The organism is Chryseobacterium sp. Leaf180 (assembly GCF_001424585.1).
Lineage (GTDB): Bacteria > Bacteroidota > Bacteroidia > Flavobacteriales > Weeksellaceae > Chryseobacterium.
Genome location: NZ_LMPJ01000010.1, coordinates 12058 through 34121, shown reverse-complemented (window position 1 = coordinate 34121; position 22064 = coordinate 12058). Strand labels below are relative to the sequence as shown.

Sequence of the window (22064 nt, the reverse complement as noted above, 5' to 3'; positions counted from 1 at the left end):
TTATATCCCGTATCTTTGCTCTAAGAATATGCAGTAAGCTATGGAATCTATTTCGGTTTTTGAGATTATTAAAGTGGGCATCGGGCCTTCGAGTTCGCACACGATGGGACCTTGGAACGCCGCGTCGGCATTCATCAGAATCATTAAAAGAGAGCGCTCAATTGTTGAGGTGAAAGAAGTTTTCCTTGAATTTTTCGGTTCCCTGGCAAAAACAGGAATCGGCCACGGAACCGACATCGCAGGAATGCTTGGTCTGAATGGTGAAGATTTTAAAACCATCAATACTTCGAAAATCGACGAAATTGTTGAGCATATCAAGACGAGCAATACGCTGAATCTCGGTGGAGAAAAGCTGATACCCTTTGTTTACGGCCACCATTTGATTTTAAACAAATCAAAATCTTTAGATTTCCATCCCAACGGAATGATTTTTAAAGCCGTCTTTGAAGACGGAACTGAGTTGGTGCAGGATTTCTATTCTGTCGGTGGCGGTTTCATTGCCAGTCAGGAAAAAAACTCCATCGAGAAACAATGCGTGCGCACGTTGTATCCTTGTCATCACGGTTCGGATATTTTAAAATACTGCGAGAAATTGGGTTTAAATAAAATATCAGACCTGATTTTTATGAATGAAGAAAGCTGGCGGCCGCAGGATGAAACGAGAAAAGAAGCACTCATCATCTGGGAGAACATCAAAGAATGCATCTACAAAGGCGTGAATAAAGAAGGTGTTTTGCCTGGCGGACTCAATGTTTCGCGGCGCGCTGCAGGAATTAACAGAAAACTTCTCGGAGAAAAAATTTATAAAAACAGAGACGAATGGTTTCAGTTGGTGGTAGATGCAGAAGAAACGTTTACCAATATCAATAAGTGGATTTCCTGTTTTGCACTGGCAGTGAATGAGGAAAATGCAAGTTTCGGAAGAATTATTACGGCTCCCACAAACGGTGCTAGTGGCGTTATACCCGCAGTGTTAATGTATTCTCAGGCTTTTACCGAAGCAAACAGTGAAGAAGACATCATCCGTTTTTTACTTGTCGCCGGGGAAATCGGAACTTTATTTAAGAAAAATGCCACTATTTCAGCGGCGATGGGTGGCTGTCAGGCAGAGATCGGGGTGTCTTCCGCGATGGCTGCAGCTGGTTTAACCGAAATTCTCGGCGGAAGTGTCGGGCAGGTTTTGATGGCTGCAGAAATTGCCATGGAACATCACTTGGGTTTAACCTGCGATCCGATTCGGGGTTTGGTGCAGATTCCGTGTATCGAAAGAAATACGATGGGCGCGATGAAAGCCATTACCGCAGCAAATATTGCCTTGGAAAGCGATCCTGCGAAAGCAAAAGTGAGTTTGGATGCGGTTATCCAGACGATGTGGGAAACGGCACTTTCGATGAGCGACCGTTTTAAAGAAACTTCGGAAGGCGGTCTTGCCATCGCCGTGAATGTGCCGGAATGCTAACGGTTTTAATGTAAAATAAATACAGAAAGCTGCTCTCTTTTGGGCAGCTTTTTTTGTTTAAAACATAAAGCGGAAAAGGCATCTTGAATTGTCTGTGGAATTTCATGCGGATGAGTTGATTAATTCATATATATAACTTAGAAAAATCATATATATAATTTGTTGAATTTATATATATAACTTAGTGAAGTCATGCGCATGACTTAGAGAATTTATGCGCATAAGTTGATCGGTTTATGCGCATGAATTGCTGAAGTTATGCGCATAAGTTGTTTTGAATGAAATTATAAGATGAATTTTCAATGCTTTTTGCAGTTAGATTTTGTTCTTTAAAATGCTAACTGCTTGGCGTTTTAAGAATTAAAATCTTCCTGATTTAAATGAATATTGAAGAGATAATTTTGGAGATGAAAAGCAATCAGCGTACAATTGTCATTAAAATTTCCGATTTTTGCAGGCCGTAGAAGAATTAAAGAAGATGAAGCTTTGCATTGCCGAAAAACCGAGTGTCGCCAGAGATATTGCCAAAGTTTTGGGCGCGACCATGCCCAAACAGGGTTATATGGAAGGCAATGGCTACTGCGTGACATGGACTTTTGGGCATCTCTGTACTTTAAAAGAACCTCATGATTACGGTCCGGAACTTAAAAGCTGGAATCTTATTTTCTTACCGATTATCCCGAAAAATTTTGGCATTAAACTGATTCCGAATAAAGGCGTGGAAGCACAGTTTAAAATCATCGAAAGGCTGGTGGCAGAATGCGATGAAGTCATCAACTGCGGTGATGCCGGGCAGGAAGGAGAGCTTATTCAGCGGTGGGTTTTGCAGAAAGCAAAGTGCAACAAACCCGTTCAGCGGTTATGGATTTCGTCGCTGACAGAAGAAGCGATAAAAGAAGGTTTTGAAAAACTGAAACCTGCTGAAGACTATAAAAATCTCTACCTCGCAGGAAATGCCCGGGCAATAGGAGACTGGCTTTTAGGCATCAACGCAACACGGCTTTTCACGAAAAAATTTGGTGGAAATAAGGCAGTTTTATCGATTGGAAGAGTACAGACGCCCACGTTGGCGATGCTCGTACAGCGTCAGAAAGAAATTGATGCTTTTGCGACTGAAGAATACTGGGAACTGAAAACGAAATACCGCGAAGTGATTTTCACGGCTGCCATTGACCGTCTCAAAACTGCTGACCGCGCTACAAAAGGTCTGGAATATCTGAAAGGAAATCTGTTCGAAATTGTTTCCTTTGAAATAAAAGAGGGAAAAGAGAAAAATCCGAGGTTGTTTGATCTTACTGCACTTCAGGTAGAGGCGAATAAGAAATACAGCTTTTCGGCAGATCATACGCTGAAATATATCCAAAGTCTTTACGAGAAAAAGCATGTGACCTATCCTCGTGTCGATACAACCTATCTTTCGGAAAGTCTGCATCCGAAGATCAGCGGAATTCTTCACAGTATGAAACCTTATTCGGAGTTAATTGCTCCACTTCTGGAACAGCCGATTCCAAAATCGAAAACGGTTTTTGATGATGCTAAAGTAACGGATCACCACGCGATTATTCCGACAGAAATTTCGCCGTCGGGAAGTCTCACTCGGGAAGAAAAGCAGATTTATGATCTTGTCGCGAGAAGATTTATCGCAGTTTTTTATCCGGAATGTAAGATTTCGAATACTTTGGTGGAAGCTAAAGTGGGAACGATTCCGTTTAAAACCTCCGGAAAACAGATTTTAGAACCAGGATGGCGGGTAGTATACGCTAAAGACAAAACCGAAGTTTCAGAAAAGGAAAAAGAGGAAGAACAGACGATCCCGAATTTTGAAAAAGGTGAGAGCGGACCGCATGATCCTTTTATTCACCAGGGAAAAACGTCGCCGCCAAAGCCGTTCACCGAAGCGACTCTGTTGCGCGCCATGGAAACTGCCGGCAAACAGGTTGATGATGAGGAGCTCCGCGAAATGCTTAAAAATAATGGTATCGGAAGACCTTCGACGCGAGCCAATATTATTGAAACTTTATTCAAAAGGAAATATATTGAGCGTAAAAAGAAAAACCTGATTGCGACAGCAACCGGAATTGAACTGATTGATACGATCGAAGACGAAGTTTTAAAAAGTCCGGAACTCACCGGTGAATGGGAACTCAAGCTTAGAAAAATTGAAAGTGGCGAATACGAAGCCAATAAGTTTCGCGAAGAACTCGTTCAAATGGTGACTGATTTAACCCGGAAAGTGATTTCAGGAAAAGCAAAAGTTTTCAGTCTGCACGAGGAGCCGAAAATTGAAGATAAAAAAACACGCGAGCCAAGAATTAAAAAAGAAATTCCGGGTTGGGAAGAAATAAACTGTCCGAAATGCAAAAACAATAAACTGGTTTCAGGAAAAACGGCGGTTGGCTGTTTGGCTTTTAAAGACTGCGGTTTTAAAATTCCGTTTGAGATTTTTGGGAAGAAAATTTCTGACCGGCAGCTTAATGATTTGGTTTTAAAAGGGAAAACTTCTAAACTGAAAGGTTTTACGCTGCATCCGGAAAAAAAATCAGAAGGCATTTTGACGATGACTTCTGATTTTTCTGTGAATTTAATTTAAACCGATTCTTTCCAGAGCTTGGTAAAATCAATAAAATCTTTTACCGAAAGCTCTTCTGCGCGTTTTTCAAGAAACGGATGCGTTTTTAATTCTTCAGGAATATTTAAAACTTTCAGAGAATTGGAAAGTTTTTTTCTTCTCTGGTTAAATCCTGCTTTTACAATCTGCTTAAACAAAACTTCATTTCCTACCAATCCTTCTTTTGGATTTCTGGTAAGTTTGATGACACCGGATTTCACTTTTGGTGGCGGATTGAACACATTTTCGTGTACCGTAAAAAGGTACGTCACATCATAATATGCCTGAACGAGAACCGAAAGAATTCCGTAATCTTTTGTCCGTGGAACGCCGGCTGTACGCTCTGCAACTTCTTTCTGAAACATGCCGACCATCTCCGGAATTTTGCTGTAATGATCGATGATTTTAAAAAGGATCTGTGAAGAAATGTTGTACGGAAAATTTCCGATTACAGCCAACTGATCAGCACGGATAAACTCAAAGTCTTCTTTTAAGAAATCTCCTCTGAAAGTATCCTCAGCAGTTTTTGAATAGTTTTTCTTCAGATATTCAATCGACTCGTTGTCGATCTCGGCGAGATAAATTTTCTGTTCTTTTTCAAGAAGATATTTGGTGAGAACGCCCATTCCGGGTCCGACTTCCAAAACGTTACTGTAGCCCTCATAGCTGAGTCCGTCGACGATTTTCTTAGCAATATTTTCGTCTGTAAGAAAGTGCTGGCCGAGATGTTTTTTTGCTTTTACGCTCAAGTTATTTATGATTTCGTTAACAATGATTTTCCTGTATACGCCCCAAATTTCGGAAGATTTTTTCTATTTTAGCCAAAAATTTTAGGATTAATGGCGAAATCTGTAGAAGAGTTTAATAAGAAAAGGCTGCGCTCAAGCAATATTACCGTGATCATCAGTATCGCGCTGGTATTATTTCTTTTGGGCCTCACGGGTCTTATTTTGATTAATGCGAAGAAATATTCGGATTATCTGAAGGAGCAGCTCGTGGTAAACGCTTATTTCGACGAAAACTACGATGCAAAAGATTCTGCCAAAGTCGCTAAAATGGAAACCGATGCCGTAAATCAGATTCAGAAGTTTGAGTCGGTGAAGAAAACCAATTACATCACCAAAAAAATGGCCGCTGACGAGGCGAGAAAAAGTCTCGGAATCAGCAGTGAAGCACTTTTTGAGGAAGATATTTTTCCGGCGTCTATTGAGATTACACTAAAACCGGAATACAATGATTCTCTTAAAATAGGAAGTGTTTTGCAGCAGATAAAAACCATTCCCGGCGTTGTAGACGTAAGAAACGATTCAGAATCTCAGAAAATTTATGATAAACTCAACACCGTTTTGAAATGGATTTTAGGATTTTCTTTACTGTTCTTAGTTTTAGCGATTGTCTTGATTAATAACTCGATCAGGCTGAAAGTTTTCTCAAGAAGATTTATTATTAAAACCATGCAGCTGGTAGGCGCTAAGAGAAGTTTTATTTTGATGCCATTCATTAAAGAAGCTCTGGTACTGGGACTTTTAGGCGCTTTTATAGGGATTCTCGCTGTGTGTGGAATCTGGTATTATTTCTCTACCACTACAAAAACGCCGTTTGTACAGGATACAAGCCAGTACGTTTGGCTTCTAATCGGAATTCTCGCTGTCGGAATTTTTATCACTGTGCTCAGCACCATTATTGCAACCTGGAGATTCCTGCGTTCAAACGTAGACGATCTATATTATTCTTAAAAAAATGAGTAAAAAAACACAGAAATTTTCTGCCTCAGATTTCGGCAATCCTTCCGAAAAACCTCAGCAGAATGCTTTTTACTTCGGTAAAGAAAACTTTAAATGGATGATGATTGGGCTTGCCTGCATCGTCGTGGGATTTCTTCTGATGATGGGCGCAGATGCCAATACGGTAGACGGAAAATACGACCCGAATGTCTGGAACGACGGTATTTTCTCGGTGCGCAGAATAAGAATCGCACCTTTACTGATTGTGATCGGGTTTGGGATTGAGATCTACGCGATTTTAAAAAGAAAATAGAAATACAGTTTATATTCTGAGATTAAGAAATCCGGAAATTTGGTTTTGCTGAATTCCGGTTTTCTTGATCTTTTTAATTTTAGATAAAAGAATGGATTTATTAAAAGCAATCATCATTGCCATCATCGAAGGTCTCACAGAGTATCTTCCGATCTCATCGACAGCGCACATGGGATTTACAGCGAATCTACTTGGACTTGAAGAAACAGAATTTCTTAAAATGTTTCAGGTCTCCATACAGTTTGGGGCGATACTTTCTGTAGTTGTTGCGTACTGGAAGAAATTTTTTGATTTTAAAAATCTGAAATTCTATTTTAAATTGGCTTTTGCGGTGATTCCTGCATTGGTTTTAGGATATATTTTTGATGATATGATTGAGGCAGTGCTTGGTAATCAGATCGCCATCTCGGCAGTTTTGGTTTTGGGCGGTGTCGTTTTGCTTTTTGCAGATACATGGTTTAAACATCCCACCATTACCGATGAAAAACAGATGTCCGTCAAAAAAGCGGTGATTATCGGTTTTTGGCAATGTCTGGCAATGATGCCGGGAACGAGCAGAAGTGCAGCATCCATTATTGGCGGGATGTCTCAGGGTTTGACAAGAAAAGCAGCAGCAGAGTTTTCATTTTTTCTGGCGGTGCCTACAATGTTGGCGGTGACTGTGTATTCAGTTTTCGTAAAAACTTGGGGCAAAGAAACCGGAAATCCGCAGAAAGGTTTTGAGATGATTCTTTCGTCGCAGGATCACATCATGATATTTGTTATCGGAAATATCGTTGCCTTCATTACCGCACTTATCGCGATCAAAGCCTTCATCGGCGTTTTAAACAGATACGGATTCAAACCTTGGGGCTGGTACAGGATTTTCGTGGGAATCGCTTTGCTGATTTATTTCTACTGGTTTCAATAAAAATTACTCGTTACCAATTTAATATAAATAATGATTTGGGCAGCTTTTTCCGCCCTCCGTTCCCGCTTTTTTGCCTGCGCTTCGCTCCGGCAAAAAGAGCTCCACTCAGGTCGGGCTGCATATCTGTAATAACCGGCAAAGATTTGTAATCAATAATAGCATTTCCCGAAAAAGACACAAACCCTGAAAACGCTTAAACCCTTAAACTCAAAATGACCGCAGAAGATTTACTTTCCGGACAAATCATACTTCTCGATAAGCCACTCGACTGGACTTCTTTTCAGGCAGTGAATAAACTCAAGTACAAACTCAAAAATGAATTTGGGCTCCCGAAAAAATTTAAAATAGGTCATGCCGGAACTTTAGATCCGCGAGCAACAGGTCTTTTAATTGTCTGTACCGGAAAATTTACCAAAAAAATCCCCGAAATACAGGATGCGCCCAAAGAATACTGGGCAGAAATAAAAATAGGTGTTCAAACTGAATCTTACGACACCGAAAAGCCCGAAATTTTGAATCAGGAATATTCGCACATTAAAGTAGAAGACGTAAAATCGGCTTTAGAAAAATTTGTGGGAGAAATCGATCAGAAACCACCTGTTTTTTCAGCTTTGAAAATCGACGGAAAACGAGCGTACGACCTCGCCCGCGCCGGAGCAGAAGTGGAAATGAAATCCAGAAAGACGACCATTCATTATATCATTGAAATTGAAATAAATTTGCCTTTTGTAAGTTTCGTAGTCGGTTGCTCGAAAGGAACGTATATCAGAAGTCTTGCGCACGACATCGGTCAGGAGTTGGGCGTTGGCGCTTATCTCACGCAGCTTCGCCGGACAAAAATCGGAGAGTACAGTATAGAAAAAGCCCGTCCCGAATATCTTGAGAACGGTTTTAAATTCAGTGTCTAATGAAAAAAATATTCTTTATAATTTTTGTCTTGATGATAAAGACAATATCAGCACAGTCAGCAAAACCAAAAATGGATTTTTATTTTAATCCGTCATTGAATATCGGTTATAATCTGGGTAACAGTATAAAAGACAGTCAGAACAAAGACTCGTATTACTATCAGAACAATATTGCACCTTATTTGCCCAACAAATTGTCTTATGGTATTTTGGCGGTCGGCGGCTATCATTTTTTGCCTAATTTCGCTGTAGGTGGCGGACTGAAATACAGCTACATCGATCCCAATTTTCATTTGGTTTACTGGCTGGTGCAGCCAAGAATTATTATCGGACCGGGCGATGATGCTTTTTTTATTGATCTAACGTATGGAAGTCAGCTGAATAATACAGCAGTTAAAGACTCTTATTATCTAGCTGTGAAACTTGGGGTGCAAACATCTTTTTCAAAAAGACTCAGTCAGGAAGGTGCTTTTGTGCTGGAGAGAATGCAGCTGGGTGACAACAGTGCATTTTTTTTGGGTGTCAGCTACGGGATCACGGTTTTCAGCAATAAAAATTACACAAAAGAAGGTTTGGATTAATGGAAAAAACACGCATCAATAAATATTTATCGGAAGTAGGTTACTGTTCGCGACGTGCAGCAGACAAACTTCTGGAGGAAGGAAGAATCACAATCAACGGTATTGTACCGGAAATGGGAACGAAAGTGTCTGACGACGATCTGGTGGAAGTCGACGGAAAACCGATCAAAGAATCTGAGGAAGAACCGGTTTATATTGCTTTCAACAAACCTGTAGGAATTGTCTGCACGACCGATACGAAACGCGAACGCGACAATATTATCGAATATATCAACCATCCGAAAAGAATTTTCCCGGTTGGAAGGCTTGATAAACCAAGTGAAGGTTTGATTTTGCTGACCAACGACGGCGATATCGTCAATAAAATTCTTCGTGCCCGAAACAATCACGAGAAAGAATATCTCGTGCGTGTAGAAAAACCGATTAACACAAAGTTTCTGGAAAGTATGCGAAACGGTGTCCCGATTTTGGATACGGTGACCAAGAAATGTGAGGTGGAAAGAATCGACGATATGACATTCAGAATTGTGCTTACGCAAGGTTTGAACCGGCAGATTCGCAGAATGTGCGAGCATCTTGGCTATGAGGTACGTAAACTGAAGCGCATCAGAATTATGAATATCAAACTCGATCTGCCACTTGGAAAATGGCGCGATCTGACGGAAGAAGAGTTTTCAACTTTAAATAATCTTCTGGAAGACTCTAGCAAAACGTACGATTAAGCCGAGTTTTTAATTTAAATCAGGATAAAATTTAGAAAGATTTATTTCTTAAAAATTCATATCTTTGCACACGCTTTTCGAGGTAAGGTCTGGAAAAGTAAATTATTAGTAATTAATAACTTCCGTATTTTTTAAACACCGACGTGGCAGACCATTAAAAAAGAAGGAATACAAATTTTATTTAGAAAATGTCAAAAGAGACAAATTCAGCAGAGGTTATTCTTAACCAAAACGTAGCACCAGAACAGTTTGACTGGGATTCTTTCGAATCTGGTCTTGATGCCGATGCAAGAAAAGAAAAAAGTGATCTTGAAGAAATCTACAACGGTTCTTTAAGCAGCCTAAATGACAACGACGTGATTACCGGTAAAGTTGTAAGACTTACGGATAAAGAAGCGATCGTAGACATCGATTTCAAATCTGAAGGTGTTATTTCTCTTAACGAATTCCGTTACAATCCAAACCTGAAAGTAGGTGATGAGGTAGAAGTAATGGTTGACAGAAGAGAAGACAAAACCGGACAACTACAACTTTCTCACAGAAAAGCAAGAACGCTGAAAGCGTGGGACAGAGTAAACGAACTTCACGAAACTGGAGAAATCGTAAACGGTTTTGTAAAATCAAGAACTAAAGGAGGTATGATCGTTGACGTACACGGCATCGAGGCATTCTTACCAGGTTCTCAAATCGACGTGAAGCCTATTAAAGATTACGATCAGTATGTAGGAAAAACTATGGAATTCAAAGTTGTGAAAATCAACCCAGAGTTTAAAAACGTAGTGGTTTCTCACAAAGCATTGATCGAAGCAGATATCGAAGGTCAGAAAAAAGAAATCATCGCGCAGCTTGAAAAAGGTCAGGTTCTTGAAGGTACTGTTAAGAATATTACTTCTTACGGTGTATTCGTAGATCTTGGTGGTGTAGACGGATTGATCCACATTACAGACCTTTCTTGGTCTAGAGTGAACCATCCATCTGAAATCTTGGAAGACGGACAGACTGTGAAAGTGGTTATCCTTGACTTTGATGACGAGAAAACAAGAATCCAATTGGGTATGAAGCAATTAGAAGCTCATCCTTGGGATGCTCTTTCTGCTGACATGAAAGTGGGTGATAAAGTAAAAGGAAAAGTGGTAGTTCTTGCAGATTATGGTGCATTCGTTGAGATCGCTCCAGGTGTAGAAGGATTGATTCACGTTTCTGAAATGTCTTGGTCTACTCATTTGAGAAGCGCAGGAGATTTCGTAAAAGTAGGTGACGAAGTGGAAGCTGAAGTACTTACTCTTGACAGAGAAGACAGAAAAATCTCTTTAGGTATGAAACAGTTATCTAAAGATCCTTGGGAAAACATCGAAGCTAAATATCCGGTAGGTTCTGAGCATACAGGAACTGTAAGAAACTTTACAAACTTTGGTGTATTCGTAGAACTTGAAGAAGGTATCGACGGATTAATCTATATTTCTGATCTTTCTTGGACTAAGAAAATCAAGCATCCATCAGAATTCTGCGCAGTAGGTGATCAGTTGAAAGTGGTAGTTCTTGAGCTTGATATTCAGGCTAGAAGACTTTCTTTAGGTCACAAACAATTGCAGGAAAATCCTTGGGATAAGTTTGAAACTAAATATGCAGAAGGAACTGTACACGCTGGTAAAGCAGTAGAAGTACACGATAAAGGTGCCTCTATTCAGTTTGAAGATGCAGAAGTTGAAGCATTTTGCCCATCAAGATTATTAGAAAAGGAAGACGGATCTAAAATCAAGAAAGGTGATGAAGCTCAGTTTAAAGTAATTGAGTTCAACAAAGAATTCAAAAGAGTAGTAGTTTCTCATACAGGAATCTTCAGAGACGAAGAGAAAAAGAATGCGAGAGAAGCTTCTAACAACAGATCGAATAACAACAGCAGTAACAATAATTCTAGTAACAACAACGAAGAAAGATCTACTCTTGGAGATATCGATGCGCTGGCAGAATTGAAAAGAAAAATGGATGGAGGTAAATAATCTTCATAAATTTCTATAAATGAAGAGTCACTTTTTAGTGGCTCTTTTTTTTGTTTTATTATTCAGATCATATTTAATAAAGATAATATCGTAAAATAATGATGTGATAATCACCCGCAATTGATTAAAATATTTGTGATTGATAAATTCTAATGAATTATTTTTAAACTTAGCATTAATTGATTGGAAATAAATTGTACATTTGGCGCATTAAGAAAAGAAATGAAAAAGATAACTTTACCATTATTATTTGCAGTCTTTGCAATATTTCCAACTACAAAGGTATTTTCTCAAGAAAATCAACGATTAATTAAAGATTATATAACTGTCAATCAGATCCGGGATTATAAGAAGTCTGATCTGATGAATTTTATAATCGACGGCACCGATGCTTCGCAGACAATGAATGGTGATATCGTAAAAACACAGCAAACTTATAATGGTTTACCAATCAGAAATGCAGTTGGTTCTGTGTTGGTAAAAAATGGGAAAGTAGCGTATTACAACGATACTTTCGTAAAGGATTACAGTTCTGCTTCGTCCGCAGTTCCTGCAATCACCAAGAATCAGGCATTGGATAAAATTGCTGCTGATCTTCAAAATGATCTGGTAAAATCTTTTTCTATTTTAAACTTTGACGAAAAAGACCGCGACGATAACAAGTTTGCAAAACAGAGACTTGTATATGTTCCTCATAATAATGAGTTAAAACTTGCATATCAGTTTTCTTTCCCGGAGCCAAAATCGGCAAGTTACTGGGAAGTTTTGGTTGATGCGCAAAATGGCGCCATCATTGCCAGAAATGATTTAAACCTCTCTTGTAATTTCTATCATGATGCCTATTCTCATGACCATTCAGGAATTTCTGCTACTCCAATTGCAGAATCTGCAGCAAAAGTTTTTTTCCCGGAAAATAAATCTGAGAATGCGAAATTTTCTCTTTTAGTTCCCGCAAACGCGTCTTACAATGTATTTGCATTGCCTATCGAAGCACCAACATTTGGTTCACGCTCAGTAGTTTCGAACCCATGGATTTTAGCATCATCACCAGAAGGATGGCATTTTGACGGTACTTCATCTTATACATATACAAGAGGTAACAACGTGTATGCGTATGCGGATCCAAATGGAACTAACTCTGTAACCGCAGTTGCAGAAGGCGGAGCTAGTAGAAATTTTGATTTTTCTTACAGCCTTTATGGCACTCCGGTAAATAACAGAAACGCTTCTATAACAAACCTCTTTTATCTTAATAATAAAATTCATGATATATTTTATAAATTTGGTTTTATAGAATCGGCAAGAAATTTCCAGGAGAGTAATTTTTCTTTTTCGCCGATTGGTAATGGTGATTCTGTAAATGCTGAGGCGCAGGATGGTTATCTCTTGGCAAATCCAAACCTTAATAATGCCAACTTTTCGACACCATCGGACGGATCTAAACCAAAAATGCAAATGTATCTATGGTCTACAATTAACCGAATCTTTTATTACAATGCCCCTACTGTTGCTGTCAGCCGTCAGCCTGGAGCAGGCATAGCTCAATTTGGTACTGCTCTCAATGCAACAGGAGTTACTGGTAATGTTCAATTGTCATCTGTATTGGATGGTTGTACTGCTCTGCCAGCAGCATCATTAACAGGAAAAATAGGTTTAGTTGAAAGAGGAAGTTGTGATTTTGTTACAAAAGTGAAGAATGTCCAAAATGCTGGAGCGACTGCTGCAATTATTTATAATGCACCGACAAGCACATCACTTGGTAATATGAGCGGTACTGATGCTACAATCACAATTTCTTCAGTCTTAATTAGCAATGCGGAAGGTGAGTATATAAAAAATCAGTTAGCGGCAAATACTGTGGTAAATGTAACTTTGAAAAATGATCCTTCAGTTGCAATAACTCCTGATGGGAGTTTTGATAATGGAATAGTTGTCCACGAGTATGGTCATGGTATTTCAAATAGACTTACAGGAAATGGTTTCTCTTGCCTTCAGTCTGGTAACAGCAAAGAACAAATGGGTGAAGGTTGGTCTGATTTCTTTGCTTTGATGCTCACAAACAGTCCTAATGCCACTGCAACAGTTCCAAGAGGAATGGCAACCTATGCTTCTGGTCAAAGTATTACTGGTAACGGAATACGTCCAGCAAAATACTCAACTAGTTTTGATGTTAATGATTATGTTTACGATGATACTAATGGTATGGAATATCAAAACGAAAATTTAGTATTTGTACCAGATGTGCATTCAATAGGTTTTGTTTGGGCAACCATGCTTTGGGATTTGCATTGGGAATATGCAAACAAATATGGTTACGCGTCTGATGTAACTTCGAGCACTACAAGTGGAAGTGCTAGAGTTCTGCAATTGGTAACAAACGCATTAAAATTACAGCCTTGTAGTCCTACTTTTGTCGAAGGAAGAGATGCTATACTTGCTGCGGAATTGAACACGACAAATGGTGCAGATCGTTGTATGATCTGGAGAACTTTTGCTAGAAGAGGTTTAGGTGTCGGAGCATCTGCCGGCAGCAAATTAGATATAAATGATCAGGTGCAAAGTATGAGCGTACCAGCGGATTGTCTATTGTCAACAAGCGAAGTGAATTCAGTTAAAAATGCAATCTCAATCTATCCAAATCCAGCGAAAAATGAATTCTTCATCAATTTACCTAGCAATACAATGGGTAAGGTGAATGTGGAAATTTATGACATGAGCGGAAAATTGGTGTCAACGGAAGCTAAAATTTCACCGGATGCTAAGAAAGCGATCTCTACGAGCAATCTTGTAAACGGTACTTATTTGGTAAAAGTGAAAGGATTAGGAATTGAGTCAACAACGAAGGTGATTGTTTCTAAATAATCTTCATCATCTTAAATATAAAATCCGCCACATAGGCGGATTTTTTTCTGCGTAAAAATGGTCTAAATTTCTTTAAACGAAAAGACGTATCTTTGGCGGCTGAAAAATGGTTATGCAGAAGAAAAATATTTTAAAAGGAATTTTATTTGTAGGTTTAGGAGCAAGCATTTACGGAATGCTCGCAACCTTTGTTAAGTTAGCTTACAAAGATGGGTTTACAACGTCCGAAGTCACTTCTGCGCAGTTTATTATTGGAATCACTGGATTACTTATTTTAAATTTTATTCAGACAATTACTTCAAAAAAGAAATTGGTGTCACCTACAAACCGCGAATTCAGAATGCTGCTTTTAGCGGGAACGTCACTTGGCTGCACAAGTTTATTTTACTATATCGCAGTTCAGTACATCAATGTTTCCATCGCTATCGTGCTTCTTATGCAGTCGGTTTGGTTTAGTGTAGTTTTAGAAAGTATTATTAAAAGAAAAATTCCGGAACTTAAAAAGATAATTGCCACTGTCATTGTTCTAATAGGAACAGTACTTGCGACCAATTTAATCAAGACAGATATCCAGCTCGATTGGCACGGACTGTTTTGGGGACTTCTTGCCGCCGCATCATTCACAGCGACCATGTTTACGTCAAATACTATTGCCACAAATCTTCCTGTTCTCAGAAAAAGCATCATCATGCTTTCAGGCGGATTTATAATCATTATGCTGTTTCTGATTTTTGCTCAGATCGGACCGTTGCATTCTCCAGCCTTAAAAGATTTATATTTAAATTTCACATCAAATACAGAACACATCCGACCGTTCAACATTTCCATATTTTGGAAGTATGGACTTATACTCGCTTTATTCGGAACGATCATTCCACCTATTTTCTTTAATCTCGGTTTTCCAAATACAGGTTTAGGAGTAGGAAGTATTGTTTCATCGCTTGAATTACCGGTTTCAGTCACGATGGCATTTGTTTTATTACACGAACAGGTAATTTTGAGCCAGTGGATAGGGATTGTACTGATTCTCTCCGCAATCGTTTTGATGAATTTACCTGGGAAAAAGACCGAAGTTTTAGCTTAAATCTTTAAAAGTTTTCAAATAAAAAAGACTGCCCAAATTGAGCAGTCTTTTTTTATGTTGTCTTTCGAGTTACTTTTTCTTGTAAGCAGCGTCCTTAATTCGCGCTTTCTTACCTCTAAGATCTCTGAAGTAATAGATTCTAGATCTTCTAACTCTACCTCGTCTGTCAACCTCAATTTTTTGAAGAGCAGGCATGTTAATCGGGAAAACTCTTTCTACACCTACATCACCAGACATTTTTCTGATCGTGAAAGTTTTAGTAGAACCGGTTCCTCTCAACTGAATTACAGTTCCCTTAAAGAACTGAGTTCTAGTCTTTTGACCTTCCTTAATCTCGTAATACACAGTAATTGTATCACCAGCTTTGAATTCAGGGAATTCTTTTTTTGTAATGTACTTGTCTTGTACGTACTTTAATAAATCCATTTTTTATAAAATAAAATGTTCAGGCTAAGCAACTTACACGGACTTCGTCAGAGGTTGAATAACAGGTTGCAAAAATAAAATAAATTTTTCTGTTATACAATAAGTTGACTAACTATTATCTAAGTAAATAAAAAATTTTAATCATCAAGACGTGTCCCTCATTCGGTCATTACGCGCTCGCTTCGCTCGCGCTCCATTTCCTCATTTGGGTCGGGCTGTCCGCTGTATCTTTTTCTGTTTTTTGTGAGCGGCGGCAAAGCCGCCGCTCACAAAAAACAGAAAAAGGATGCCGCTTCCATCCCTCACGCAAAACCCACCGAAAAATCCGTTCAATTCACAAAAAAATTGTAATTTCAAAAACTTAAATTTCACAAAAAAATGATCGATAAGAGAGTAAAAAATGCTGAGGAAGCCATAGAAGGAATTTCCAACGGAATGACCCTTATGCTGGGCGGATTTGGTTTGTGCGGCATCCCCGAAAATATCATCAACGCATTGGTAGAAAGAGATGTAAAAGATCTTACCTGCATTTCAAACAACGCAGGAGTAGACGATTTTGGTTTGGGATTGCTCTTACAGAAAAAGCAGATCAAGAAAATGATTTCCTCTTATGTGGGTGAAAACGCAGAATTCGAAAGACAGATGCTGTCCGGTGAACTCGATGTCGAACTGACGCCGCAAGGCACTCTCGCCGAAAAATGCCGCGCTGCACAGGCAGGGATTCCAGCTTTTTACACGCCGGCAGGTTTTGGAACTGAGGTCGCTGAAGGAAAAGAGATGAAAGAATTCAACGGTAAGCCACATATTTTGGAACATGCTTTTGAAGCAGATTATTCAATCGTAAAAGCGTGGAAAGGCGATCATGCAGGAAATTTAATTTTTAAAGGTTCAGCAAGAAATTTTAATCATCCAATGGCCGGAGCAGGAAAAATCACGATTGCCGAAGTAGAAGAGTTAGTAGCGCCCGGAGAATTAGACCCAAATCAGATTCACATCCCGGGAATTATGGTGCAGCGAATTTTTCAGGGTGAAAAGTTTGAAAAAAGAATTGAGCAGCGCACTGTAAGAGCCAAATCGTAAGTTACTCTAAATCAAATTATATAAAAAATGTTAAGTAAAGAAGATATAGCCAAACGAATTGCCAGAGAAGTAAGAGACGGTTTTTACGTAAATCTCGGAATCGGAATTCCTACGTTGGTCGCCAATTACGTTCCGGATAATCTGAATGTTGAGTTTCAGAGTGAAAATGGCGTTTTGGGAATGGGACCTTTCCCTTTTGAAGGCGAAGAAGATGCCGATGTTATCAATGCGGGAAAACAAACCATCACCATTTTAGACGGCGGATCATTTTTCGATTCAGCGTTCAGTTTTGGTATGATCAGAAGCCAGAAGGTAGATTTAACAATTCTCGGCGCGATGGAGGTTTCAGAAAATGGCGATATTGCCAACTGGAAAATCCCTGGTAAAATGGTAAAAGGAATGGGCGGAGCCATGGATTTGGTAGCGTCAGCAGAGAATATTATCGTTGCGATGATGCATGTAAATAAAGCTGGTGAAAGCAAGATCCTGAAAAAATGTACATTACCTCTTACCGGAATCAACTGTGTGAAAAAAGTGGTGACAGAATTAGCAGTTTTAGATGTTACACCTGCAGGTTTCAAACTTGTGGAGAGAGCACCCGGTGTTTCTGTGGAGCATATTAAAAAATCGACAGAAGCGAATTTAATTATCGATGGAGAAATTCCTGAGATGTCTTTTTAAGTTAAATTCATTCAAAATATCAAAGAGGAAATTAATTTCCTCTTTTTTTTGTGTAAAATTTTAATTAAAAAGCGACAGTAAATATTTTTAACTGTTGGAATTTGTATCTTTAAGTTGTTCTAAAAACCAAATGATTGTCCAAATTTTACGCTTTATTTTTCCTGATTTTTATGATAAATCTGTTTTCTGCACAGATTCCGGAAACTGTGCGCGAAGAACTATCTGAGCTACAGAAGCTTGAAAAAAGAATTTCAGATAAAAAAATTCCTGATACGGCCAGAATAAATATTCTCAGAAAAATCTGCAGAGAATACATTGATTTAGATAATAAAAAATTGGCTCAGAATGCGCAAAAAATGCTGCAGATCTCAGAAAGAGCGAAGAATATTCCCGGTAAAGCGGACGCACTGAATTTTCTTGGTGTCGTAGAAGATATTAATTCCAATTACAGCAAAGCACTTCGATTTTACACAGAGTCTTTAAAGCTTTTAAAAAACACAGACAATGCAAAGTCTGTCGCAAGTGTGTCTAACAATATTGGACTGCTCGAATGGAAAATCGGAAATTATAAAAATGCGCTTTCGATATTTTTTTTTGCACTAAAATATGCCGAAAAATCAGGTTCAAACAAGATTCAGGGGAATATCAGCAGTAATATTGGTTTGGTTTGGCAGGATTTAAAAAGGTACAAAGAAGCGCTCGTCTGGCAAAAAAAAGCGTTGGCATTCAGAAAAAAAGAGAAAAATGATAACGGTATTGCCAGCACATATAACAATCTCGCAAACGCATTTTCTTTTCTTAATGAGCATGATTCTACTCTCTATTTTCAGGAAAAAGCAATCGATTTGCAGGTAAAAACAGGCGATGATTATGGCCTTGCGATCAGCTATATGAATCGCGGTGAGGAGTACAGTAAAAATAAAAATGATAAACAGGCGTTTGATCTTTATGAAAAGAGCCGTATCATTCGGGAAAAAATTGGTGACGAACTGGGTTTGAGTTTCACTTACGAAAGTCTGTCAAACTGCTACAGCAAACTGGGAAATCTGCAAAATGCTGTTTTTTTTGGTGAAAAAGCATATGCCATTTCAAAAAAGATAAATTCTAACGAGCGGATTTCTGAGAGCAGCAGAAATCTGGCGGAAATCTACGAGAAGGCAGGCGATCAGCAAAAGGCATTGAAACTTTATAAGATTGCTAATGAGTTTCAGGATAAGATTTTCAATAGTGAAATGGTGGATAAAGTGGCTTTTCTGAATGTAAAATATGAAACTGAAAAGAAAGAAAAAGATTTAAATCTTGCTAAACTCAATATTTCAAAAGCCACACTAGCTTCAAAACAGAAAAATCTTTCGCTTATTATTTTGAGTAGCTTAGTAGCTATTGGACTTCTGGCTTTCAGAATTTTTTCTGTGAAAACAAAGCTTCGGCAGAAACAGCTTCTTCTTGAAAATGATCTTTTACAGCAGCAGAGCATTTCGAAAACGCAGCAGCAAAGGCTTGAAATTTCAAGAGATCTTCACGACAGTCTGGGAGCGCATCTTACGCTGATGAGCGCGACGCTCGACGGTCTGAAAAATGCTGAAAACACTGATGTTAGAGTAAAAGAAAAGATCAATTCTCTGTCAGATTTTGTTGACGGATCTATTTTTGAACTGAAAAATACCCTTTGGGTTTTGCATAGCGAAACTGTTTTTCTTCAAGATTTGCGACTGAAGATTTTAAACTTGATCAACAGTATTTCTGAGGTAAAACCAGACTTAAAGATTAAAATTGACTTTGATGTAAATGAAAATATCTTGCTTGATTCTAAAATGGCAGCGCAGATTTTCAGAGTCGTGCAGGAAATTTTAAATAATGCTTTAAAACACAGTGGCGCAAATCTCATAGAACTTAATTTTACTCAAAATGCTGGTGATTTGCTGATAAATATTTCTGATAACGGAGTTGGATTTGATACTGAAATTCAAAGAAATAAATCATTTGGACTTACAAATATAGAAACCAGAATTCATGATATTTCCGGGACAGTACATTTGGAATCCGGTGTAGGTTCAGGAACTGTTTATAAACTTCAAATACCGCTGCAATGATTAAAGTGATTATTGTTGAAGATAACCGGATGGCAGGAAAAGCTTTAAAAGAAAAGTTGTCCCAATTTTTAGAAATTGAAATTGTAGCTTTTGCAGAAAACGGAAAAGTAGGAATAAGCACTGTCGAAAAAAATCCCAATTCTCATCTTATTTTTATGGATATCGAAATGCCAGAAATGAACGGAATTGATGCGACTTTTGAGATTAAAAAAAGATTTCCCGAAATAAAAATTGTAATGATTACAGTATATGACGATGATGATCATATTTTCAGGGCGATTCAGGCAGGTGCAGACAGTTATATTTTAAAGGATACAAAAGCAGAAAAAATTTACGATACCATTATTGATACAATGGCTGGCGGGGCAGTAATGTCTCCATCAATTGCTGTAAAAACTTTAAAATTGCTTCGAAAAAGTAGTGATACGGAGCGACCTCACGGCCAGTCTGAGGAGAATCTTCTTTCGGCCAGAGAAAGTGAAATTCTGGAACTTCTGAGCAAAGGTCTGACGAATAAAGTAATTTCCGGACAGCTTTTTATCTCGCCTTTTACCGTGAAAAGACATATTGAAAACATTTATCAGAAACTTCAGGCGCACAACCGTACCGAATTGCTTCAGAAAGCACGTGACCGAAATTTATTTTAATAATTTTCCCAATAATTTAGTTAAATCATACTTCCAGCTTCACTTTTAATTCTGAAATAAAATGGGCTGAACAGCCCATTGTCTAAAAATGCTGTTCGAAATATCTTTGTAATATATTGTTTTGATGCCGGAAAACAGGATTTATTCTGATCCGATTTCCAGTTTCAAAATCTTAAATCAGAGATCATGGGAACAAAATTTAAATTATTCATTTTAGGTTTTTTTTTAACGGTAATTAGTGCATCTGGTCAGCAGTTATTATCTCCTGAAGCCATCGCCGCTGCAAGGCAGAATAATTATCAGCCAGCTTTACAGGAACTTACAAAAGCCATAAATACCGACCCAGAAAATGAAGCTGCTCTTACCCAACGCGCCAATGTTCTGATCAGGCTCAAAAAAATTGATGAAGCTTTGATTGATGCTGAAAAAGCATATAAAATCAATCCACAGAATCCAGATGCAAGTTTTCTCGCTGCCACATCGTTGATCTCTAAGGAACAGAACATACAGGCTTTGCAATACCTTGATGCTGCACTCAAAATAAAACCGGATTTCTATCAGGCCTTACAGTTCCGGGGAAAACTTCATGCTAAAATGAATTCTGCCGACCTCGCCATTCCTGATCTGGACAAGGCGATTTCCCAAAATCCCAAAGACCTTGAAGCCTACCTGTACCGCGGAAGAATGCATACCAGAAAGATACAGTTTGTAGATGCCATGAACGATTTTCTATTCATCATCAACAATGCGCCTGCAGATTCTCCATTAAAAGATTTGGCCAAAACAGATTTCGACAAAGCCCATGCGGAATATGAAGAATATGAAAAAGCAGGTGGTGCATTTTTCAGACTTTCTCAATAACAAAACAGAAGTATTTTTCATTTTAAAAACTAACAGTCATGAAATCATCCAGAATAATATTTTCCAAAATTTTCCTGTCTAAACGATTATCAGTTTCAAAGTGTTTTTTGTTGGCTGCGTTTACATTATTCAGCATTGAAACTTTTAAGGCTCAACAAAAAGATTCTGACTATATTAAACTTACGAAAATCAGTTATACAACCGGCGACATTAATGAAGCTTACCGGCTGCTGGCAATTCTTGAAAAAAAATATCCTGAGAACGGCTATATTTTAGCAGAACGCGGAGGCTGGCAAATGTATGGAGATGACGATGTGAATGGCGCGCTGGTAACACTTTCCAGAGCTATCAAATTATTACCGAATGATGGCAACATTCTAACACTTCGTGGAATTGCATTTTACAGAAAAGGTTTAGTGGAGAAAGCCGTTGAAGATCAAAAAGCCGCTTTGCTGATCAATCCTGAACCTATTCAGTTTTACATTAAACTCGGCGGTTATCATTATGCTTTGGGAGATTACGATGCTGCATTATCGGTTTTTCTGAAAGGTGTGGAAAAACATCCTTCACAGGCAGAGATGTACAAAGAAGCTTTTGCAGCTTACGCAAAGCTGAATAATGTTTATGGAGCGACAGACCTTTTCAACAGAGGCATCCTTGTTAAAAATATGGATACCGGTTTTCTGCGGTGTCATTTCGGAAATTTCTATATGAGAATGCAGATGTATAAAGAAGCTTCAGAGCAATATCAGTTGGCTTACGACGTTCCGGAACCGCACATGTATGCTGATGATTACAACAGTGCCGCAATTTCGTTTATGAAGATTGGCAATTTAAATAAGGCACTTTCGTTCATCAATATCGCCTGCGAAAAAGATCCTTCAAAACCGGAATATTTTACCAACAAAGCAGATATCGCAATGAATTTGAAAGATTATGAAACTGTAATTTCCTCGGCTACTAAGGCGATTGCCGCGGATGAAAATAATGCTCTTGCACACATGTACATGGCGATTGGCTACAAATGGGGCCGCAACGATACTGCAAAAGCAGAATGGTATGAGAACAAAGCCAATGCGCTGGACGCAGCTTCTAAAAAATAGAA

General features: G+C 38.6%; 19 protein-coding genes. 17 read left to right on the top strand and 2 right to left on the bottom strand.

Going from position 1 to position 22064, the window contains the following annotated elements; genetic code table 11:
* Positions 1-40: 40 nt before the first annotated feature.
* Both ASG01_RS11250 and ASG01_RS11245 read left to right on the top strand, forming a co-directional pair.
* Positions 41-1459: an L-serine ammonia-lyase gene (locus tag ASG01_RS11250; RefSeq protein WP_055863678.1), complete on the top strand. Its 1419-nt coding sequence runs from the start codon at positions 41-43 to the stop codon at positions 1457-1459.
* A 478-nt stretch (positions 1460-1937) separates the two neighbouring features.
* The gene (locus tag ASG01_RS11245) at positions 1938-4049 is read left to right on the top strand and encodes a type IA DNA topoisomerase (protein WP_055863676.1); all 2112 of its coding nucleotides are present in this window, start codon (positions 1938-1940) and stop codon (positions 4047-4049) included.
* Here the strand turns inward: ASG01_RS11245 and rsmA are convergent.
* Entirely contained in the window at positions 4046-4816 is a 771-nt protein-coding gene (gene rsmA / locus ASG01_RS11240; protein WP_055863674.1) for a 16S rRNA (adenine(1518)-N(6)/adenine(1519)-N(6))-dimethyltransferase RsmA, read from the bottom strand. The genes ASG01_RS11245 and rsmA overlap by 4 nt on opposite strands.
* Positions 4817-4906: 90 nt before the next feature.
* Between rsmA and ASG01_RS11235 the strand changes: the two genes are divergently transcribed.
* The 9 genes from ASG01_RS11235 to ASG01_RS11195 all read left to right on the top strand — a co-directional run bounded on the left by ASG01_RS11235 (position 4907) and on the right by ASG01_RS11195 (position 15171).
* The gene (locus tag ASG01_RS11235) at positions 4907-5803 is read left to right on the top strand and encodes a cell division protein FtsX (protein ID WP_055863672.1); all 897 of its coding nucleotides are present in this window, start codon (positions 4907-4909) and stop codon (positions 5801-5803) included.
* A gap of 4 nt (positions 5804-5807) precedes the next feature.
* A complete protein-coding gene (locus tag ASG01_RS11230) occupies positions 5808-6104 on the top strand; it encodes a DUF3098 domain-containing protein (protein ID WP_055863670.1) in 297 nt (98 codons plus the stop codon).
* Positions 6105-6195: 91 nt separating this feature from the next.
* On the top strand, positions 6196-7014 hold the full coding sequence (locus ASG01_RS11225; RefSeq protein WP_055864255.1) for an undecaprenyl-diphosphate phosphatase: 819 nt from the start codon (positions 6196-6198) through the stop codon (positions 7012-7014).
* 212 nt (positions 7015-7226) lie between these two features.
* A complete protein-coding gene (gene truB / locus ASG01_RS11220; RefSeq protein ID WP_055863668.1) occupies positions 7227-7922 on the top strand; it encodes a tRNA pseudouridine(55) synthase TruB in 696 nt (231 codons plus the stop codon).
* A gap of 32 nt (positions 7923-7954) precedes the next feature.
* Positions 7955-8503 carry a hypothetical protein gene (locus ASG01_RS11215; RefSeq protein WP_055863667.1) on the top strand — a complete coding sequence of 183 codons (549 nt, stop codon included), beginning with the start codon at positions 7955-7957 and terminating at the stop codon, positions 8501-8503.
* The gene (gene rluF / locus ASG01_RS11210) at positions 8503-9225 is read left to right on the top strand and encodes a 23S rRNA pseudouridine(2604) synthase RluF (RefSeq protein WP_055863666.1); all 723 of its coding nucleotides are present in this window, start codon (positions 8503-8505) and stop codon (positions 9223-9225) included. The genes ASG01_RS11215 and rluF overlap by 1 nt, the downstream gene beginning before the upstream one ends.
* 188 nt (positions 9226-9413) lie before the next feature.
* Positions 9414-11225, top strand: coding sequence for a 30S ribosomal protein S1 (rpsA, locus tag ASG01_RS11205; RefSeq protein ID WP_055863665.1), 1812 nt, complete (start codon positions 9414-9416; stop codon positions 11223-11225).
* A 222-nt stretch (positions 11226-11447) separates the two neighbouring features.
* On the top strand, positions 11448-14087 hold the full coding sequence (locus ASG01_RS11200; protein ID WP_055863664.1) for a T9SS-dependent M36 family metallopeptidase: 2640 nt from the start codon (positions 11448-11450) through the stop codon (positions 14085-14087).
* A gap of 112 nt (positions 14088-14199) precedes the next feature.
* On the top strand, positions 14200-15171 hold the full coding sequence (locus ASG01_RS11195; RefSeq protein WP_055864253.1) for an EamA family transporter: 972 nt from the start codon (positions 14200-14202) through the stop codon (positions 15169-15171).
* A gap of 69 nt (positions 15172-15240) precedes the next feature.
* On the opposite strand, the gene rplS is transcribed toward ASG01_RS11195, so the two are convergent.
* Positions 15241-15597 (bottom strand): 50S ribosomal protein L19, encoded by a 357-nt coding sequence (rplS, locus tag ASG01_RS11190; RefSeq protein ID WP_034709455.1) that lies wholly within the window; start codon positions 15595-15597, stop codon positions 15241-15243.
* A 378-nt stretch (positions 15598-15975) separates the two neighbouring features.
* On the opposite strand from rplS, the gene ASG01_RS11185 reads away from it, so the two are divergent.
* From ASG01_RS11185 to ASG01_RS11160, 6 genes are all read left to right on the top strand, one after another.
* Complete coding sequence (locus ASG01_RS11185) at positions 15976-16677, top strand: CoA transferase subunit A (protein WP_055863663.1); 702 nt, start codon at positions 15976-15978, stop codon at positions 16675-16677.
* Between the two features lie 27 nt (positions 16678-16704).
* Positions 16705-17358 (top strand): CoA transferase subunit B, encoded by a 654-nt coding sequence (locus tag ASG01_RS11180; protein ID WP_055863662.1) that lies wholly within the window; start codon positions 16705-16707, stop codon positions 17356-17358.
* A gap of 134 nt (positions 17359-17492) precedes the next feature.
* On the top strand, positions 17493-19451 hold the full coding sequence (locus tag ASG01_RS11175; RefSeq protein WP_055863660.1) for a sensor histidine kinase: 1959 nt from the start codon (positions 17493-17495) through the stop codon (positions 19449-19451).
* Entirely contained in the window at positions 19448-20098 is a 651-nt protein-coding gene (locus ASG01_RS11170) for a response regulator (RefSeq protein WP_055863658.1), read from the top strand. The genes ASG01_RS11175 and ASG01_RS11170 overlap by 4 nt, the downstream gene beginning before the upstream one ends.
* Positions 20099-20284: 186 nt before the next feature.
* Complete coding sequence (locus tag ASG01_RS11165; RefSeq protein WP_055863656.1) at positions 20285-20959, top strand: tetratricopeptide repeat protein; 675 nt, start codon at positions 20285-20287, stop codon at positions 20957-20959.
* A 110-nt stretch (positions 20960-21069) separates the two neighbouring features.
* Entirely contained in the window at positions 21070-22062 is a 993-nt protein-coding gene (locus tag ASG01_RS11160; protein WP_157844199.1) for a tetratricopeptide repeat protein, read from the top strand.
* The last annotated feature ends 2 nt before the right edge of the window (positions 22063-22064 follow it).

Coding starts and splice junctions, on each gene's coding strand:
- ASG01_RS11250 (WP_055863678.1), top strand. CDS start 41: ATGGAATCTATTTCGGTTTTTGAGATTATTAAAGTGGGCATCGGGCCT.
- ASG01_RS11245 (WP_055863676.1), top strand. CDS start 1,938: ATGAAGCTTTGCATTGCCGAAAAACCGAGTGTCGCCAGAGATATTGCC.
- ASG01_RS11235 (WP_055863672.1), top strand. CDS start 4,907: ATGGCGAAATCTGTAGAAGAGTTTAATAAGAAAAGGCTGCGCTCAAGC.
- ASG01_RS11230 (WP_055863670.1), top strand. CDS start 5,808: ATGAGTAAAAAAACACAGAAATTTTCTGCCTCAGATTTCGGCAATCCT.
- ASG01_RS11225 (WP_055864255.1), top strand. CDS start 6,196: ATGGATTTATTAAAAGCAATCATCATTGCCATCATCGAAGGTCTCACA.
- truB (WP_055863668.1), top strand. CDS start 7,227: ATGACCGCAGAAGATTTACTTTCCGGACAAATCATACTTCTCGATAAG.
- ASG01_RS11215 (WP_055863667.1), top strand. CDS start 7,955: ATGATAAAGACAATATCAGCACAGTCAGCAAAACCAAAAATGGATTTT.
- rluF (WP_055863666.1), top strand. CDS start 8,503: ATGGAAAAAACACGCATCAATAAATATTTATCGGAAGTAGGTTACTGT.
- rpsA (WP_055863665.1), top strand. CDS start 9,414: ATGTCAAAAGAGACAAATTCAGCAGAGGTTATTCTTAACCAAAACGTA.
- ASG01_RS11200 (WP_055863664.1), top strand. CDS start 11,448: ATGAAAAAGATAACTTTACCATTATTATTTGCAGTCTTTGCAATATTT.
- ASG01_RS11195 (WP_055864253.1), top strand. CDS start 14,200: ATGCAGAAGAAAAATATTTTAAAAGGAATTTTATTTGTAGGTTTAGGA.
- rplS (WP_034709455.1), bottom strand. CDS start 15,597: ATGGATTTATTAAAGTACGTACAAGACAAGTACATTACAAAAAAAGAA.
- ASG01_RS11185 (WP_055863663.1), top strand. CDS start 15,976: ATGATCGATAAGAGAGTAAAAAATGCTGAGGAAGCCATAGAAGGAATT.
- ASG01_RS11180 (WP_055863662.1), top strand. CDS start 16,705: ATGTTAAGTAAAGAAGATATAGCCAAACGAATTGCCAGAGAAGTAAGA.
- ASG01_RS11170 (WP_055863658.1), top strand. CDS start 19,448: ATGATTAAAGTGATTATTGTTGAAGATAACCGGATGGCAGGAAAAGCT.
- ASG01_RS11165 (WP_055863656.1), top strand. CDS start 20,285: ATGGGAACAAAATTTAAATTATTCATTTTAGGTTTTTTTTTAACGGTA.